This window comes from Pandoraea capi (assembly GCF_902459735.1).
GTDB lineage: Bacteria > Pseudomonadota > Gammaproteobacteria > Burkholderiales > Burkholderiaceae > Pandoraea > Pandoraea capi.
In genome coordinates this window covers 87,396-103,910 of record NZ_CABPRV010000003.1, presented here as the reverse complement: position 1 = coordinate 103,910, position 16,515 = coordinate 87,396, and the positions used below count along the sequence as shown (strand labels likewise).

Below are 16,515 nucleotides of genomic sequence, written 5' to 3'. Positions count from 1 at the left end.
GGTGGGCGCACGATGGGCGTGCACCGCAGCCGCGCATCGAAAACGCCGCTTTGATCATTTCGGCCGCGTACGGAATCACGCTCTCGGCAGCGAACCCGGCCGCAGATATGCGAGGGCATGCGCGACGTATTCGGCCTTGCCCAATTCGACGCCGTGATGACGCAGGATGCTGTAAGCGATGTTAGTATGGAAGTAGAACTGCGCGAGCGCCCAATCGCGGGCGTATTGCTCGCCCGTCATGTCGAAGATCACACCGTTGGGCAGCGTGAGGGCGATGTCGATGTACTCACCGGCATCCAGCGCGTTGCCTGGCAGCGCTTCGAGAAACGCGATCGCATGGGCGAGACACGCCTTCGCCTCGTCGAACGTGCCCGGATGCTGCGCGCTGTTCCAGCCTTCGCGCTGAATCGCCTGCGCGGCTTCCGGGATCGCTTCGCCGCGCAGCCGGTACACCGGCTCCATCGACAGATAACTCGCAAAGCGCGCCTGCGCGGCGAGCGGATACATGTCGGGCGCGAGACGCAACGTCATCAGGGCGTCCGGATCCTTGCCCTGGGCTTTCTCGTAGGCAGCCGCTTTGTCGAGCCACGCCGAATGGCCGCGAAGCATTTGCAGGAACGTGGGAATGAGAAGCTCGGTCAGCGTCATGGGGGGTCCCTCCGGTGGACTTTTTTGGTATGGGCGGCAAACCGCGCCGCCGCAGGAGCTTATCGTGATCTCGCACGTTTCGCACGACAGGATTGCCTAACGATAGTGCTCGACCATGAAGTCGGGCGCGACGTGCTGGATCTGGAAGACGGGCATGCCCGCGTGGTCGGCGAACGCGAGGAGCTTTCGTGTGTTGGCGAGTGCCTGCGCGCCCTCCGGAATCGGCATGCGGCCACCGCACACATCATTTGTGCGGCGGCCGTACGAATCGGGCGGAGCGAGACCTCAGTCGATCACGCGCTGAAGGCGATGTGCGACAGTCCCTGATACGAGACGTACAACCCCACGAGAACGATCAGCGCACCGGAAACGTAAGGCGCTTTGCGAGCGAACTCGCCGAAACCGCGCCAGCGACGCGACACATGCCGCACGCTAAGCGCCGCCAGCGCGCCGGACGCCACCATCGTCATCGCCAGCCCGATGCTGAAGCACAGCACCAGCCCCGCGCCTAACGCGAAGCGCTTGAGTTGCAGACACAACAGCAGCACCGTGATCGATGCGGGACAGGGCACCAACCCGCCGGTCAGGCCGAACATCACGATTTGTCCGGTGCTCACCTGACGACCTGTAAAGCGCCTCTCGATGTCACGCGCGTGGGCCCGTTCGTGGGCGTCCTGATAGTCGTCGGCCGATGCGATGGTGCGCGCAGAAACGTTCGATGCCCCTTGCGACGAACGCACGCGATCGTAGTGATGATCGTGAACGTGATCGGTCGAGTGAGCCTGCGCGCGATGGACGTCGCGACGGTGTTCGGTGCCGGTGCTATGGCTATGGCTGTGGTCGTGGTCGTGGTCGTGGTCGTGGTCGCGAGGATGATCCGTGTGTCCGGCCTCATGTGCTTTTGCACGCACGTTATCGCGCCACGTGCGCCAGAGCATCCACCCGGCGATCACGAGAATCATCACGCCGGACGCCGCCTGAAAGTACGCCTCCGTCGCGTCCGCATTCCAGTTTCGCCCGAAGTACAAACCCGCCATGGCGACGAGCCACACCACGGCCGTGTGCGATACCGTGGCCGACAGCCCGAGTAATACCGCCTGCCCGACGGTGCCCCGCACGGCGACGATGAACGCCGCCATCATCGTCTTGGAATGCCCCGGTTCGAGCCCGTGCAACGCACCGAGCAAGATCGCGCTGGGAATGAACAGCCAGGCATTGCCTTGCTGGAGAAGGGGCGAGAACTCGGTCATGGCACATCGCTCGATAAGGAAACGTTGTCCGCGCAATATACTCCCCCTCAGTATATTCGTGTTAGCATTTTTTCCATCTAATTCGTGACAGACAGGAGCGCGACCGGCCGTGCACACGATTCGGGACAAGAACAAACTGCTCGCACGCGTGCGTCGCATTCAGGGGCAGACGCAGGCGTTGGAGCGTCAGTTGAGTGAGGAGGGCGACTGCGTCGAGATCCTTCAGCAGATCGCTGCCATTCGCGGTGCGATCAACGGGCTGATGGGCGCGGTCATCGAGGGTCATCTGGTCGATCACGTCATCAACGAGCCCGATCAGGCGCAGCGTGACGCCGAACTGGCACCCTTGCTTCACGTCATCAAGGCTTACCTGAAATGAGTGAAATGCGCGACGTCATGCATCACGAACCGCTGCTTTGCTTTGAAGGACTCACCCGGCGCTTCGACGATTTCGTACTTTTCGAGCGTCTCGGCCTGCGCGCCGGCGCCGGTTGCTTCGCATTGCGCGACGAAGGCGGCGGCGGCAAGACAACCCTGCTCGGCATGCTTGCGGGTGCGGTCGATGCCGGTGACGGCAAGGTGTGGATCGATGGTCGTTCGATGCAGAGTGCACCCGAGGCGGCGAAGGCCGCACTCGCGGTCGTGCCATTCGATTGTCTGACCGAGCCGTCGCAAACGGGACGGGGTTTCCTTGAGCAGCGCGCAGCGCAACGTCGCACGACGATCACCGCCGACGTGCTGGATCTGGCAGAACGCTTCAGTCTGATGCCGCACATGGAGAAGCGCTTCGACCAGATGTCGACGGGTACGCGCCGCAAGTTCTATCTGACGGCCGCGCTGTTCGGCGCGCCTCGCGTGATCCTCGCCGACGAACCGAGCGGCGGCCTCGACGGGCCGTCACGCGCCGTGCTCATCGATTTGTTCAAATCGTTCGGCAAAGACCGTTGCGTGTTTTTCTCGACGCATGACGACGAACTTGCCGAGGGCTGTCAGGCGACGACCCTCGGCTTTGCCGATCTGACGAACTTTCGTGCGGACTGACCGGCGTATTGGAACTTCGCCGCTCACTTGTCGAGCAGGTGCCTGAATTTTTTAGTTCTCAATCGTCGCTTCGATTGACTTGCGAGTCGGAGGCACTCTCCGCTTAGTCCTATCTGCTCGCCCCCTGTGCCGAGCGGTACAGGGGCCCGCTCACGGCTCCAACATGCCGTACTCCTTAATACCGTCTATGACGCGATGCAATGCGCTCAATCGCGCGACCTCGTCGTACGTTTTTTGGGGCACCGTTTTCCTCAAATACGGCTGCATAGTGGTGTTTTCGGTGAATCGATCAAACCACACTCCCGTCTCGTCATTCACCGGACTGAATACCCAATTCACGGTGAGTTTTACGACCTTTCGTCGGTCCTCGTGATTCAGCAGCAAGAACGATTCCGGCACGGTAATACTTTGTTTTTCGCTAACGGCGTTGCGAACTTCATCCCACAAATCACTCTTCGCGTTTTCCATCTCCCACGTTTCTGCGGTGAAGACCATTCCGTATTTGTCTATTCGCCCTATGAGGTAAACACGTTTGTCGTAAAAACGCTCATCATCCTTATCCAATTTTTCAGCCGCCGCACGCGTTGCCTGCGATATCGACCCTTTCAGATATGGTTTTACGTCTTCATTCGCGGTGAGGCGATTAAAGTACCCGTCGATCCTCAGCCTGTCCATTTTGAATACTTCGTCAACGGCACGCTTGACGATCAGCCGTTTCTCAGACGCCGACAGTGTATGAAAAGACGCTGGCGTTTTTGCGTCGTGCTCTCGTTTGTATCCGGTACAGACTGCCGCCCATAAGTCTTTGGCGGCCTTATCTACGTTACCGGAAGTCATCAGGGGACGCAGCGTTGTCGCAGCAACAGGTCCGCTACTCGCAGGTGGGTTCGCCATGGAATCAGCGGCACCATGCGCAACCGAGCTCAGGTCATTGCCCATTTTCGTCGAATCCGCTCGTGTGCTTTCGGACTCACCTTGCAAGGCGACAGTCTGCGCCGCACTCGCCACGTTCCTGTTGGAAGAAATTTGGCTCTCCATGATTCAACTCCTTCAAATTCCGTTGATCGGAGTTCCAGATTGGCACCGATGGCGCGGCGCACTTGCGCTTTTCAACTCGCCGCTTTGGTACCGTGAATCAACGGGATGGCACTTGGGACGTTCGCAACGCAACCGCATGGGGAATGGTCTCGACGGGTGGTGAATCTCCTCCGGCACCGTCTGTGCCATCATCCGCCTATCGTTTCAAAACGGGAGACGGTCATGAACGGCAAATGGTTTTCGAAGTTCTCGAGCTACCTTTCCACGCTGACCGGACGACCGGTGTCGTTCGTACTGGCGGTCGCGCTGGTGCTGATCTGGGCGGTAACCGGGCCGCTGTTCGGTTATAGCGACACGTGGCAACTGGTCATCAATACCTCGACCACCATCGTCACCTTCCTGATGGTCTTCCTCATCCAGAACACGCAGAACCGCGACACGGCGGCCATGCACATCAAACTCGACGAGCTGATTCGTGCCATGGAAGGCGCGCACAACGCGTTGCTCGACCTCGAAGAACTCGACGAAAAGGAACTTGCCCGCTTTCGCAAGCGGTACGAAGCGCTCGCCAACGAAGCGCGCCGCGCGTTGCGCCACGGCAATCCCGATACCGATTCGCCATTCGTCGACGAGGGCGACGACGATGGAGATGACAAGAGCGACACACATTCGCCCCAGTTTCGCTCATCGAAATCAGACCCTCGCGACCGTTAAGTCCGGTTGAGGCAAACAGGGGCCTGCGTTGAAGCACAACACACTCGCATTGATCTGCGCTCACTAAAGTTACCGCTGCGTTGAGCCGTAAGCGCAGAGAGTAAGGACGCAATGGCATCCATGTTTCGCTGCAACGGCGCCGGCAGTCCGGCCCGAGCAGTCGCCCCCCTGTCAACGGCCCGCTCGCGGGCCTACCGATGAAAGCCCATGAAAGTCACTTCGTTGCGAACCCGGATTCTGCTCATCACCTCTTTGACGGTGATCGGCGCGCTGATCCTCTCAGGCATTACGACTTACGTGGTCGTGCGCGACAGCATGATGTCCAGCATCGAGCACACCCTCTCCGCCGTGGCCAACGGTAGCGCCGCCACCATCGAACGCTGGTCCGCCGACAAGGCACAAGCTGTCGTCGCCACGTCGCAAGTCGTCGAGAAGGGCGATCCGGCCGGTCTCGTGAAACTCATGGGCAAGACCAACGACTTCCCGATCACGAGCATCGGCTGGTCGGACAAGACGTTCTTCTCCACCGCTCCCACGCCGCCGGATTACGACCCGACCGCCCGCCCCTGGTACAAAAGCGCGGTGGCCGCCGGCAAGCTGACCGTCACCAAGCCGTACGGTGATTCGTCGACGGGCATTCCTTACGTGGCCTTTACCGCACCGCTCGTGCGCGACGGACAGACCACCGGCGCCATCAGCGGCGCCGTGGCGCTCACGGGCGTGCAGGGCATCATCAAGGCAGTGCACCCCACGCCGTCGAGCCTCGCGCTCGTGGTGTCGAGCGACGGACAGGTCATCGCTCACCCCGACAGCAAGTATTCGCTCAAGCCGTCTACCGATGTGGCCGCCACGCTCACGGCCGATTCGCTGGCCGGCATGGCCGCCGACGGCGCCAAGCCCGTCTCGATGGAATTCTCCGGCGCCACCAAACTGCTTAAGGCCAAGCGTATTCCGGGCACCGACTGGTATCTGGTCGTCGCCCTGGACCGTGCCGAGGCCACCGCCGGCCTCACGCATGTGCTGACGGCCACCGTCGTCACGCTGGTGGTGCTCACGCTGGCCGCGCTGCTGATTGCGTCGATCTTCACCTCGCGCGCCTTCAAGCGCCTGTCGATGGTGCGTGACGCCATGGACACCATCGGTTCGGGCGACGGCGACATGACGCAGCGTCTGGACGTCTCCGGTCACGACGAAGTGGCGCAAATCTCGCAGTCGTTCAACGCCTTCGTCGACAAGATCAGCAACGTGATGCTGGACGTGCGCACCGGGGTCTCGTCGATGACTTCGGCCACCAGCGAGATCGAGATGGGCAACCGCGATCTGTCGCAGCGCACGGAGGCCTCGGCCGGATCGTTGCAAGAGACGTCGTCGGCACTCACGGAGCTGACCTCCAGCGTCAAGCAGACGGCCGACACTGCCGAGCACGCGACGCGTCTGGCGAACGAGGCGAGCGCGGCTGCCGCACGCGGCGGTCAGGTCGTGACCGACGCCGTGGGCACCATGGGCGCGATCACGCAGTCGTCGGAGCGCATTACCGAGATCATCAGCGTGATCGACGGCATTGCCTTCCAGACCAACATTCTGGCGCTCAATGCGGCGGTCGAAGCCGCCCGCGCGGGCGAGCAGGGTCGCGGCTTCGCCGTGGTGGCCGGCGAGGTGCGTACGCTGGCGCAACGCAGCGCGGCGGCGGCGCAGGAGATCAAGGCGCTGATCGAGACGTCGGTGCAGAACGTGAAGAGCGGTACCGAGCGGGTGCAGGCGGCCGGCACGACGATGAACGAGATCGTCGACGGCATCACGCGCGTGCAGCGTCTGGTGAGCGAGATTCACGGGGCGATGACCGAACAAAGCGCGGGCATCAGCCAGATCGACCGGACGGTGTCGGAGATGGATCAGGCAACGCAGCAGAACGCGGCGCTGGTGGAGGAGTCGGCAGCCGCGTCGGCCATGCTCAGCGAACAGGCCCGAATGCTGGCGGAGACGGTGGCGCGCTTCCGTCTGAGGGAATCGGGGGAAAGCCACGGCTTTGGCGGCATGCATGCGCCGTCGCTGTCGCTGGTGGGCAGCTCGCAACGGCTCGCTGCCTGAGCGCAGCGCTGCCACCGCAAACGTCGGCTCGCGTCAGGCGAGCGCGCGCGATATATACGATGAAGACGGGGCCGTTTCGTGAGCGAAGCATTCACAAAACCTAAATTTCCCGTTACAATCGCGCTCCCTTGCAGGACAAAGCCGACGTGGTGAAATTGGTAGACACGCTATCTTGAGGGGGTAGTGGCGAAAGCTGTGCGAGTTCGAGTCTCGCCGTCGGCACCAAGGTTTCAGAAGGCAGAAGATCGAAAGGTCTTCTGCCTTTTTCGTTTACGGTGCGCCTCGTTCTTGGCGAACGACGTACCGGCGAATAACGTTCCGGCGCATGCCGACCCGCGCTCGTACACCGATCTCATCGCAGCATGTCGGCTTCACGCAGCAGCCGCTGCACCACCGGCCATTGCTCCCGCGCGAACATGCCCAGCCCGATACGTTTCCAGTTGCGCCGGACGGCGGCACGGCCCTCGGGCCCATCCGTGAGCAGGCACTCCAGCGCCAGCGGCCGCAGCCTCGCATCCAGACGGCCGAAGTAGAAGATCAGCAGATGGAACAGCGCATAACGGGGATGAAGCGGGTGAGGCTGATGCGCGCCGGATAGCTTAGCCTGCCATCGCGCGACGAACGCCCGCCACTCCAGTGTGCCGCCGCCGCGCCGAACCGCCTGACGCCAATGCGCCACGATGTCCTCCGACGCTTCCTCCGCGACGCCCAGGAATTCCGACTGAAACCGGAATGCCGTGCCAGGGTCCGGTGTCACGCACGGGAACGGCAGTTGTGCCGGCGGTTCGGGAACGTTGACGACCCCCTCGATATCCTGCGCAACCTCGGGCGTCGCACTCGCGCGCGACGCCTCCTCCATATCGGACGGCGGCACAAGACTGATATCCGGAATCGACGACGGCAACATGATCGCATCTCCGCAGCAGTGAACTGCCTAAGGCCAATGAACGGCCTAAGATGCCACGCAAAGGGTGCCGCGCTTTGCGTTTCAGCAAGCCGGCTTCGTCATTCCGGGGAACGTCGGGAATCGGCATAGAAAAAAGCGCAGGAAAGGACGCAAAACGTCCCCACCTGCGCCTGTTGCGTTGCGCGCGCCGGACCCGGTGAATCCGGCGAATCAGTCGAACTTGCGCCCGCGCGTCTCCGGCATCTTCAGATAGACGGCCAGCGAGATCGCCGCGCAGATCGTCACATACCAGTAGAAATACGACTCGTGGCCGCTCGCCTTGAAGCGCAGCGCGACGAATTCCGTCGTACCGCCGAGGATCGCCGTCGTGAGGGCATAGGGGAAGCCCACGGCCAGCGCGCGAATACGCGGCGGGAACAGCTCGGTCTTCGCGAGCATGTGCACCGACGTGAAGCCCGAGAGCATCACGAGACCGGCGAACGACAGCGCGAATGCCACCAGCGGATCCTTGGTGTGACTGAGCGCGGTGAAAAGCGGCACGGAAAAGAGCGTGGTGCTTACACCGAAGATCATCAGCACCTTGCGGCGGCCGATCACGTCCGAGAGCAGCCCGAACAGCGGTTGCAGCGGCATGTACAGCAACAACGCGAGCGTGGAGACGAACGTCGACGACTCTTTCGACAGCCCGACCGAATTCACCAGAAACTTTTGCATGTAGACGGTGAACGTGTAGAACGCCACGGTGCCGCCGATGGTGATGCCGATGGCCAGCACGATCTGACGCCAGTGCGCGAAGACTTCGCGCGCAATCGACGTCTCACGCTTGTTCGCACTGTCGACGAACGCCTCGCTCTCCGTCACGTTGCGACGCATGTACAGCGCGAACAGCGCCAGCACGCCGCCGAGCACGAACGGGATACGCCATCCCCAATGCTCGATCTGTTCGGCCGTGAGCAGCCAGCGCTGCATCACGAGCATCAGGCCCAGCGCAACGAGTTGCCCCGCCACCACGCTCACTTGCAGGAAGCCGAGGAAGAAGCCCTTGCGGTTCTCGGGCGCGACTTCGCTCAGATAGGTCGCGCTCGTGCCGTACTCGCCGCCCATCGACAGGCCTTGGAGCAAACGCGCCGCGATCAGCACGATCGGCGCGAAGATACCGATGGTCGCGTAGCCGGGCGTGAGCGCGATCATCATCGAGCCGACGCTCATCGCCAGCACCGACCCCGTGAGCGCCGCCTTGCGGCCGCGACGGTCGGCGTACAGGCCGATCAACCAGCTACCCAGCGGACGCGCCACATAGCCGACCGCCGCAATCGCAGCCGTGTTCATCAACTGGACGGTCGGGTTGTCGCCCGGGAAAAACGCCTTCGCGAAGTAGATCGAGAAGATGCTGTACGCGAGAAAGTCGTACCACTCGATCAGGTTGCCCGCGAGACCGCCCACGATGGAGCCGATCTTGACGGGCGCGCGTGTGGCGGTGGAGGGGTTCGCAGCGTTGGGGGTGGCCGAGCGGGGGGATTGACGTGCAGCTAGGGAATCCGAGGGGGGCGTCACAATCTGTCTCCAATACTTGTTGTTTGATGCCGTAATGCAGTGTTGCTGTACTGCGGCGATGCGGTGCTGGCGGTAACACCGGCAACACGCTTGTCATCGCGCGTTGCCGTCATGCGGGATAGGGCTTGCAGGGACTTGCCGAGACTTGCGTTAGCGCTGAACGCTCAGTCGGCGGCGTATTGCTTGTCGAGGGCGTCGTAGAACGGCTTGTTCACGAGACGCTGACGCTCCGCGAACGGCACCACCAGCGACGGATCTTCGTCCAGACGTCCGTTATCGCGCAGCGTGCCCAGCGCCTTTTGCATACCCAGCACGGCGCTTTGCAGCGCGGCGTTCGCGTACAGCACGATGCCGTAGCCCAGCTCGGCCAGACGCGGCTGCGACTGCGTCGGCGTCTTCCCGCCGATGACGATGTTGATCAGTTGAGGATGATCGAAGAGCGCCGGCAGACGCTCGATGTCGGCCAGCGTCTCCGTCGCTTCGATGAAGAGGATGTCGGCACCGGCTTCGATGAAGCGGTGGCCGCGCTCGATGGCCGCTTCGATGCCTTCCACGGCGGCCGCGTCGGTGCGCGCGATGATTTGCAGATTGCCGTCTTCCCGCGCATCGACGGCGGCGCGGATCTTGCCCACCATTTCGTCGGCGCCGATCACGGCCTTGCCGTTGAAGTGGCCGCACTTCTTGGGCAACACCTGATCTTCGAACTGGATGGCGTCGGCACCGCTGCGCTCCAGCACGCGCACCGTGTGACGCACGTTCAGCGCGTTGCCGAAGCCCGTATCGGCGTCGACGACGATGGGCAGCGAGACGGCGTCGCGCACGCGGGCGGTGTGCTCGGCGATCTCCGCCAGGCCGATGAACGCGAGGTCGGGCAGACCGAGCGACATGTTGGTGACGCCGGCGCCCGTGAGGTAGAGCGCCTCGAAACCAGCGTCTTCAATGACGCGTGCCGAAAGGGCGTTGAAGGCGCCGGGGACGAGCAGGCCTTGGCGGGCCTCGACCTTGCGGCGGAATTCGGCGCGGCGTTGTGCGGTCGCGGTAGTCATGATGACGGTCTCCGTGTGAGTTATCGGTAAATGGAGACACGGTTCGCAATCTGCGTGCCAGACGGCCTTCAACTTGAGAATGCCGCGAAAATCGCCGCCGAATCATGGGCTTGCGCTGGGCGGTCTGTTTTCCACAGATGTGGCAGAATTCGCGAAACAGTATTTGAAACGTTTCATGAAACATCATTTGAAACACATCGGAAACGGTGTCGTGAAACGTTCAAGCCGTGCCGTCAGCGCCGTTCGGAGACACCCGTCATGCCCCCCAGCCACACCAGCGCGGAGCCGCCGCGTCGCGTTGCGCCCGCCCCCATCGATCCCCGTGCCCGTCGCCCCGGCATCGCCCTCGTGAGCATCAGCCGCTTGCAGACGCTTTGCGAGACGGTCGCCCCGCGCTACACCGACCGCGCACGCTTCTATTCCGTGCGCGAGGGCTACGGCGCGGCAGTGGCGGCGTTGCAGTCGTATGTGGAGTCGGGCGCGGTCGACGTGGTGCTGGCCGCCGGTTCGAACGGCGCGTACTTGCGCGAGAACCTGTCGGTCCCGGTCGTGACCGTGAAGGTCAACGGATTCGACGTGCTCAGTGCGATCACGCGTGCGACGACCACGTGGCCGGACCAGCCGCTGGGTCTGGTGCTGCACGAGACCGTATCGCGCGAGCTGGACGATCTCGGCCAGTTGCTCAAGATCCAGATCCGCCAGCGCGCGTATCGCTCGGTGGATGAAGTGCAGGACGCCGTCGACACGCTCGCTGCGCAGGGCTGCAAAGTCATCATCGGTCCCGGCATGGCGTGCGACTTCGCGCAGGAGGCGGGGCTCGAACACGTCTTCCTGTACTCCCTCGGCGCGGTGGAGGAGGCCTTCGAGCGCTCCGTCGAACTCGCGCGCGTGAGTCGCGAGAAGGAGTCGAAGCGCATGCGGCTGAATACCATCGTGGCGCACATGCGCGATGGCGTAGCGGCGTTCGACGAGAACGGACAACTGGAAGCGGTGAATCCCGCGATGTTCACGCTGCTGGATGTGGATGGCGAGCGCATCGCCACGCCTGGCGCACGTCAGTTCGAACTGACGCGCAAGCTCGGGCCGATGTTGCGGGAGCTGTCGGAGAGCGGTTTTGCCATCGAGGAGCGTCTGGAGCATATCGACGGCCGGGCATTCATCACGAGTTGCGTGCCGATCTACGAGCACGGCATGCGCTCCGGTGCCGTGGTCACGGTGCAGGACGCGCAGATGGCGCAGCGCATCGACCGGTCCTTGCGCACGACGCAGCGTCCCCGGCATCTCGTCGCGAAGCATGAGTTAGCGGAGCTGGTCGGCGATTCGCCGCAGATCGAGAAAGTGCGACGTCTTGCGCGAACGGGCGCGTCGCACGACGCCACGGTGCTACTGACGGGCGAGAGCGGCACGGGCAAGGAGTTGGTCGCGCAGGGCATTCACAATGCGAGTGCACGGCGCGGCAATCCGTTCGTCGCCTTCAACTGTGCCGCGTTGCCCGAAGGGCTGATCGAGAGCGAGTTGTTCGGGCATGACGAGGGGGCGTTCACGGGGGCGCGACGCGGCGGGAAGGCGGGCCTGTTCGAGATCGCACACACGGGGACGATCTTTCTCGACGAGATCGGCGAAATGCCGGCGGCGATGCAGAGCCGGTTGTTGCGCGTGTTGCAGGAGCGTGAGGTGATGCGACTGGGGTCGGGGCGTCCGGTGCCGGTCGACGTTCGCGTCATCGCCGCGACGCACCGGGATCTGAACGCACTGGTCGCAGAGGGACGCTTCCGTGCCGATCTCTATTTCCGTCTGAACCTGTTGCAGGTGATGTTGCCGGCGCTGCGCGAGCGGCGCGACGATATTCGTCTGCTGGCGCAAACGCTGCTGGCGAGAAATGCCGTGCAATACGGGTTGAATGCGCGCGTGATGAAACCCATCCTCGACGTGCTCTCGCCGCTATTTGACCGCTATGACTGGCCGGGCAACGTGCGTGAGCTGGAGAACCTGCTTGCACGCGCGGCGATCTACCTCGATAACGACGTCGCCGCGCATGCGCAAACACTGCATGAGGTATTTCCGGAGTTGGCGCGTCTGACGCAGACACGTGCGCCGGTCCGCGATTCGCAGCGGGAGATCGAAGTCGATGCCGGAGAGCGTCACGAAGCCGTCACGCGTGAGGCTGCCATTGCCGCGTTGCAGGCGGCGGGCGGCAATCGCGCGGCTGCGGCGCGCTCGCTGGGCATCAGCCGAACGACCTTCTGGCGATTGATGAAAGCCGGGTAACGAAGGACACGGCCGGTGTCGTCACATCTGGCACCAGTGGCTGCCGTCGCCCGGATTACAAGCCGCCGACGCCCCCGACTTCGAGCGTTACAGCGCGGACTTCGATCCGGTGACGGGTACGGGGACGCTGGATATCTGGATTCCCGTTCATGGCTTCACCGCGTAAGTGGCAACGAACGTCGCCATGAAGCGATCGATGACGAATCGCGGATTGGGTTGGTCGTCTTCGATAAAGCCCTTGAGCAGGAAACCCGCGTCGAGCTGTCCGCCGATCTGCTCGCTGAGGCTGTGACCGAAAACCAGGGCGTCGCCGTTGGCTTGCTTCGCGGCGAGGGCATCGGGCGGAAGATCGCGCACGTCCGAGTACGGCACCTTGAAGCGCGGGCGGATGATGCCTTGCTCGGCGTCCTCCGGGTTGCGGTCTGCGACGAACACCACCGGGTTGAAGAAGCTGCTCAGGAGGCGTCCGCCGGGTCGCAGTACACGGAAACATTCGCGCCACACCGGACGGATGTCCGGCACGTATTGATTCGACACCGGATGGAAGATGATGTCGAACGCGCCGTCGTCGAACATCGACAGATCGCGCATATCGCCTTGCCGGGTCGTGAGCGTCAGACCGTCGCGACGCGCGACCCTGTCGTCTTGCGCGAGTTGTGCTGAGGAGATATCCAGCACGGTGACATTGGCCCCGGCTGCGCTCAATACCGGGGCTTGCTGGCGGCCTGCCGAGGCGAGACACAGGATTCGCAGGCCCCGGACATCGTCGGGCAGCCAGCCGACGGGGAGCGCGGAGGGCGTGAGATGCACGCCCCATTGGCCGTCGCGTGCGGCCGCAATGACTTCAGCGCTGACCGGGCGCGACCATTCGCATTGCGTCGCCGCCTGGCGATCCCACGCGGCGCGATTGTGTTCGATAACGTCGTCGGCGTCGTCGGCGTCGTCGGCGTCGTTGGCGTCGTTGGAACCGAAAGGGGTGTTGGTTTCGGGCATGGTGTCTAGCTCAGATCACGCCTTGCGCGAGCATCGCGTCGGCGACCTTGACGAAGCCTGCGACATTGGCCCCGTTGACATAGCTCACCGAGCCATCGGCACGACGACCGTGCTGCACACAGACTTCGTGAATGCTGCGCATGATGTCGTGCAGACGCGCATCGACCTCCTCGCGCGGCCACGAGATGCGCATGGCGTTCTGGCTCATCTCAAGACCCGATGTCGCAACCCCGCCGGCGTTACTGGCCTTGCCGGGCGCGTACAGAATGCCCTTGCTTTCGAAGCGCTTGGCAGCCTCGTTGGTCGACGGCATGTTGGCGCCTTCCGCGACGCAGATCACGCCGTTCGCGATCAGCGTTTGGGCGTCCTCGGCATTGAGTTCGTTCTGCGTGGCGCACGGCAGCGCGACGTCCACCGGGATATGCCACGGACGCTCGCCCGCGAGAAACTTTGCACCGGTGCGCTTGGCGTAATCGCTGACGCGTCCGTAGTGGTGGTTCTTCACGTCCATCAACTCGGCGAGCTTTTCGGTGGTGAAGCCGTCTTCGTCGACGATGGTGCCGCTCGAATCGGAGACCGTGACGACCTTCGCGCCGAGCGCCATTGCTTTCTCGACGGCGTATTGCGCGACGTTGCCTGAGCCGGAGACGCTTACGCGCAGGCCGTCGAAGCTGCGCCCGGTTTGCTTGAGCATCTCTTCGGCGAAGTACACCGTGCCGTAGCCGGTCGCCTCGGGACGAATCAGCGAGCCGCCGAACGACAACCCCTTACCGGTGAAGACGCAATCGGCACGGTTGGAGAGCTTCTTCATCATGCCCGCCATGAAGCCGACTTCACGGCCGCCGACGCCGATGTCACCCGCCGGCACGTCCGTGTCGCTGCCGACGTGACGGAAGAGTTCGCTGACGAACGCCTGACAGAAGCGCATGACTTCGCCGGGGCTCTTACCCTTCGGATCGAAGTCCGAGCCACCTTTGCCGCCGCCCATCGGGAGCGTGGTGAGGGCGTTCTTGAACGTCTGCTCGAAGGCGAGGAATTTGAGGATGGAGAGGTTCACCGACGGGTGGAAGCGCAGGCCGCCCTTGTACGGCCCGATGGCCGAACTGTGCTGGATGCGATACCCGCGATTGACCTGCACGTCGCCATGATCGTCGACCCACGAGACGCGGAACATGACGGTGCGCTCCGGCTCGACGAGACGGTCGAGCAGGCCGTGCTCGGCGTATTTGGGATGCTTCGATATGAACGGCCAGAGGCTCTCCATCACCTCCGTGACCGCTTGCAGGAACTCCGGTTGACCGGGATTGCGCTCGCCGGTGGCGCGCAGAAAGTCGTCAAGTGATTGATATTTCATCTCGGATGCCCATCGATGGTGCTTATTCCTGTACAGGGAAAGTATTTTGCACCAATTAGGATCGCGATATGATCTGCAATTATAAAAATCAGGGGAAATACGGTAGTTCGTGCCGTAATTTGATGTAGTGCGAAGTGTTTGTGCTTTTGGAAGTGCTTGCGTACGGATTTTGCTGGACCGTCTCAGTTCGTCACATTTGTACGTAGCATGTCTGTATTTATCTGCTGTAGCAGCTTGCGTTCGTTGTGCGTTGTTCGTCTGTGTAGTTGATGTCAGAAGTTGCTCGAATACCTCTCTGTGTGAATCCGACGCCGCCCGGCGTCAATTGAATCGCTGGTGCCCCCCACTGGCGTTTGTTACCAGGAGCGAGAAATGGCAGAAACTCTCATCAAAGTCGATCTCAATCAATCCGCGTACGAGAATGAGCAGGTGCATAACCGCTGGCATCCGGACATTCCGATGGCATGCTGGGTAAAGCCCGGTGACGACTTCATTCTCGAAACCTACGACTGGACCGGCGGCTTCATCAAGAACGACGACAGCGCAGACGACGTGCGCGACATCGATCTTTCCATCGTGCACTTTCTGTCCGGCCCCGTCGGCGTGAAAGGCGCAGCGCCGGGCGATTTGCTTGTCGTCGATCTGTTGGATATCGGCGCGAAGGCGGACAGCCAGTGGGGATTCAACGGCTTCTTTTCAAAGACGAACGGTGGCGGCTTTCTGACGGATCATTTTCCGCACGCACAGAAATCGATCTGGGATTTTCACGGGGTGTACACGAGTTCGCGTCACATTCCGGGCGTGAATTTCGCGGGGTTGATTCATCCGGGATTGATCGGATGTTTGCCGGATCCGAAGCTGCTTGAGACGTGGAATGCCCGTGAGACGGGACTGATTGCGAAGGAGCCGAACCGTGTGCCACCGCTAGCGAATCCGCCGTTCGCAGCGACGGCGCACATGGGGAAATTGTCGGGTGCTGCGCGGGAGAAAGCGGCAGCGTCGGGTGCGCGAACGGTACCGCCGCGCGAGCATGGCGGCAATTGCGACATCAAGGATCTGTCACGCGGCTCGAAGATTTTCTTCCCGGTGTATGTGGATGGCGCCGGGCTTTCCGTGGGCGATCTTCACTTCAGTCAGGGGGACGGCGAGATCACGTTCTGCGGCGCCATCGAGATGGCCGGCTGGGTGCATATGCGCGTGAACGTGATTAAGGGCGGGATGGAGAAGTACGGCATTCGTAATCCGGTGTTCCAGCCGAGTCCGATTACGCCGACCTACAACGACTATCTGATTTTCGAGGGTATTTCCGTCGACGAAAACGGCGGTCAGCATTATCTCGACGTGACCGTGGCCTATCGTCAGGCGTGTCTGAACGCCATCGAGTATCTGAAGAAGTTCGGCTATTCGGGTGCGCAAGCGTACTCGATTCTGGGATGCGCGCCGGTGCAAGGGCATATCAGCGGTGTGGTGGATATTCCGAATGCGTGTGCGACGCTGTGGTTGCCCACACAAATCTTCGACTTCGATATTCGTCCGAATGCCGATGGACCGGTCCGTCATGTGAAGGGCGGCATCGATATGCCGTGTTCGCCGGATCTGGTGAAGTCCTGACAC

At 62.3% G+C, this 16,515-nt stretch carries 16 protein-coding genes and 1 tRNA gene; 8 read left to right on the top strand and 9 right to left on the bottom strand.

Translation table 11 applies throughout. The features are described from left to right. Window positions 1-75: 75 nt before the first annotated feature. From PCA20602_RS07260 to PCA20602_RS07255, 3 genes are all read right to left on the bottom strand, one after another. The gene (locus PCA20602_RS07260) at window positions 76-648 is read right to left on the bottom strand and encodes a DUF1993 domain-containing protein (protein ID WP_150720657.1); all 573 of its coding nucleotides are present in this window, start codon (window positions 646-648) and stop codon (window positions 76-78) included. 96 nt (window positions 649-744) lie between these two features. Further along, window positions 745-876 carry a cysteine hydrolase family protein gene (locus PCA20602_RS25980; protein WP_425495651.1) on the bottom strand — a complete coding sequence of 44 codons (132 nt, stop codon included), beginning with the start codon at window positions 874-876 and terminating at the stop codon, window positions 745-747. Window positions 877-941: 65 nt separating this feature from the next. Then, window positions 942-1,898, bottom strand: coding sequence for a nickel/cobalt efflux protein RcnA (locus tag PCA20602_RS07255; protein WP_150720656.1), 957 nt, complete (start codon window positions 1,896-1,898; stop codon window positions 942-944). 109 nt (window positions 1,899-2,007) lie between these two features. Here PCA20602_RS07255 and PCA20602_RS07250 point away from each other — a divergent pair, with 109 nt between their 5' ends. Together PCA20602_RS07250 and PCA20602_RS07245 are read left to right on the top strand one after the other, a co-directional pair. Beyond that, the gene (locus PCA20602_RS07250; protein WP_069344710.1) at window positions 2,008-2,277 is read left to right on the top strand and encodes a metal/formaldehyde-sensitive transcriptional repressor; all 270 of its coding nucleotides are present in this window, start codon (window positions 2,008-2,010) and stop codon (window positions 2,275-2,277) included. After that, a complete protein-coding gene (locus PCA20602_RS07245) occupies window positions 2,274-2,939 on the top strand; it encodes an ABC transporter ATP-binding protein (RefSeq protein WP_343032029.1) in 666 nt (221 codons plus the stop codon). The genes PCA20602_RS07250 and PCA20602_RS07245 overlap by 4 nt, the downstream gene beginning before the upstream one ends. Window positions 2,940-3,089: 150 nt before the next feature. Here the strand turns inward: PCA20602_RS07245 and PCA20602_RS07240 are convergent, their stop codons facing one another. Continuing rightward, window positions 3,090-3,977 (bottom strand): hypothetical protein, encoded by an 888-nt coding sequence (locus PCA20602_RS07240; protein ID WP_150720655.1) that lies wholly within the window; start codon window positions 3,975-3,977, stop codon window positions 3,090-3,092. A gap of 222 nt (window positions 3,978-4,199) precedes the next feature. Between PCA20602_RS07240 and PCA20602_RS07235 the strand changes: the two genes are divergently transcribed. The 3 genes from PCA20602_RS07235 to PCA20602_RS07225 all read left to right on the top strand — a co-directional run bounded on the left by PCA20602_RS07235 (window position 4,200) and on the right by PCA20602_RS07225 (window position 7,004). Beyond that, window positions 4,200-4,691 (top strand): low affinity iron permease family protein, encoded by a 492-nt coding sequence (locus PCA20602_RS07235; RefSeq protein ID WP_150720654.1) that lies wholly within the window; start codon window positions 4,200-4,202, stop codon window positions 4,689-4,691. A 207-nt stretch (window positions 4,692-4,898) separates the two neighbouring features. Then, window positions 4,899-6,779 (top strand): methyl-accepting chemotaxis protein, encoded by a 1,881-nt coding sequence (locus PCA20602_RS07230; protein WP_150720653.1) that lies wholly within the window; start codon window positions 4,899-4,901, stop codon window positions 6,777-6,779. A gap of 140 nt (window positions 6,780-6,919) precedes the next feature. Next, window positions 6,920-7,004 (top strand) — tRNA-Leu (locus tag PCA20602_RS07225). 127 nt (window positions 7,005-7,131) lie between these two features. On the opposite strand, the gene PCA20602_RS07220 is transcribed toward PCA20602_RS07225, so the two are convergent. The 3 genes from PCA20602_RS07220 to PCA20602_RS07210 all read right to left on the bottom strand — a co-directional run bounded on the left by PCA20602_RS07220 (window position 7,132) and on the right by PCA20602_RS07210 (window position 10,286). Beyond that, complete coding sequence (locus tag PCA20602_RS07220; protein WP_150720652.1) at window positions 7,132-7,686, bottom strand: hypothetical protein; 555 nt, start codon at window positions 7,684-7,686, stop codon at window positions 7,132-7,134. Window positions 7,687-7,896: 210 nt separating this feature from the next. Beyond that, entirely contained in the window at window positions 7,897-9,240 is a 1,344-nt protein-coding gene (locus tag PCA20602_RS07215) for an MFS transporter (protein WP_150720651.1), read from the bottom strand. 164 nt (window positions 9,241-9,404) lie between these two features. Continuing rightward, the gene (locus PCA20602_RS07210; RefSeq protein ID WP_150720650.1) at window positions 9,405-10,286 is read right to left on the bottom strand and encodes an isocitrate lyase/PEP mutase family protein; all 882 of its coding nucleotides are present in this window, start codon (window positions 10,284-10,286) and stop codon (window positions 9,405-9,407) included. A gap of 258 nt (window positions 10,287-10,544) precedes the next feature. On the opposite strand from PCA20602_RS07210, the gene prpR reads away from it, so the two are divergent. Beyond that, complete coding sequence (gene prpR / locus PCA20602_RS07205) at window positions 10,545-12,554, top strand: propionate catabolism operon regulatory protein PrpR (RefSeq protein WP_150720649.1); 2,010 nt, start codon at window positions 10,545-10,547, stop codon at window positions 12,552-12,554. A 25-nt stretch (window positions 12,555-12,579) separates the two neighbouring features. Then, on the top strand, window positions 12,580-12,720 hold the full coding sequence (locus PCA20602_RS07200; protein WP_150721083.1) for a GyrI-like domain-containing protein: 141 nt from the start codon (window positions 12,580-12,582) through the stop codon (window positions 12,718-12,720). Here the strand turns inward: PCA20602_RS07200 and PCA20602_RS07195 are convergent. Together PCA20602_RS07195 and gdhA are read right to left on the bottom strand one after the other, a co-directional pair. After that, entirely contained in the window at window positions 12,702-13,547 is an 846-nt protein-coding gene (locus PCA20602_RS07195; protein WP_150720648.1) for a class I SAM-dependent methyltransferase, read from the bottom strand. The genes PCA20602_RS07200 and PCA20602_RS07195 overlap by 19 nt on opposite strands. A 10-nt stretch (window positions 13,548-13,557) precedes the next feature. Continuing rightward, a complete protein-coding gene (gdhA, locus tag PCA20602_RS07190; protein ID WP_150720647.1) occupies window positions 13,558-14,901 on the bottom strand; it encodes an NADP-specific glutamate dehydrogenase in 1,344 nt (447 codons plus the stop codon). A gap of 372 nt (window positions 14,902-15,273) precedes the next feature. Here gdhA and fmdA point away from each other — a divergent pair, with 372 nt between their 5' ends. After that, window positions 15,274-16,512, top strand: a complete 1,239-nt coding sequence (gene fmdA, locus PCA20602_RS07185; protein WP_150720646.1) for a formamidase — start codon at window positions 15,274-15,276, stop codon at window positions 16,510-16,512. Window positions 16,513-16,515 lie beyond the last annotated feature (3 nt).

Excerpts from the sequence above, each read along its gene's own strand:
- PCA20602_RS07260 (WP_150720657.1), bottom strand. The coding sequence starts at position 648 with ATGACGCTGACCGAGCTTCTCATTCCCACGTTCCTGCAAATGCTTCGC.
- PCA20602_RS25980 (WP_425495651.1), bottom strand. The coding sequence starts at position 876 with ATGCCGATTCCGGAGGGCGCGCAGGCACTCGCCAACACACGAAAGCTC.
- PCA20602_RS07255 (WP_150720656.1), bottom strand. The coding sequence starts at position 1,898 with ATGACCGAGTTCTCGCCCCTTCTCCAGCAAGGCAATGCCTGGCTGTTC.
- PCA20602_RS07245 (WP_343032029.1), top strand. The coding sequence starts at position 2,274 with ATGAGTGAAATGCGCGACGTCATGCATCACGAACCGCTGCTTTGCTTT.
- PCA20602_RS07240 (WP_150720655.1), bottom strand. The coding sequence starts at position 3,977 with ATGGAGAGCCAAATTTCTTCCAACAGGAACGTGGCGAGTGCGGCGCAG.
- PCA20602_RS07235 (WP_150720654.1), top strand. The coding sequence starts at position 4,200 with ATGAACGGCAAATGGTTTTCGAAGTTCTCGAGCTACCTTTCCACGCTG.
- PCA20602_RS07230 (WP_150720653.1), top strand. The coding sequence starts at position 4,899 with ATGAAAGTCACTTCGTTGCGAACCCGGATTCTGCTCATCACCTCTTTG.
- PCA20602_RS07220 (WP_150720652.1), bottom strand. The coding sequence starts at position 7,686 with ATGTTGCCGTCGTCGATTCCGGATATCAGTCTTGTGCCGCCGTCCGAT.
- PCA20602_RS07210 (WP_150720650.1), bottom strand. The coding sequence starts at position 10,286 with ATGACTACCGCGACCGCACAACGCCGCGCCGAATTCCGCCGCAAGGTC.
- prpR (WP_150720649.1), top strand. The coding sequence starts at position 10,545 with ATGCCCCCCAGCCACACCAGCGCGGAGCCGCCGCGTCGCGTTGCGCCC.
- PCA20602_RS07195 (WP_150720648.1), bottom strand. The coding sequence starts at position 13,547 with ATGCCCGAAACCAACACCCCTTTCGGTTCCAACGACGCCAACGACGCC.
- gdhA (WP_150720647.1), bottom strand. The coding sequence starts at position 14,901 with ATGAAATATCAATCACTTGACGACTTTCTGCGCGCCACCGGCGAGCGC.
- fmdA (WP_150720646.1), top strand. The coding sequence starts at position 15,274 with ATGGCAGAAACTCTCATCAAAGTCGATCTCAATCAATCCGCGTACGAG.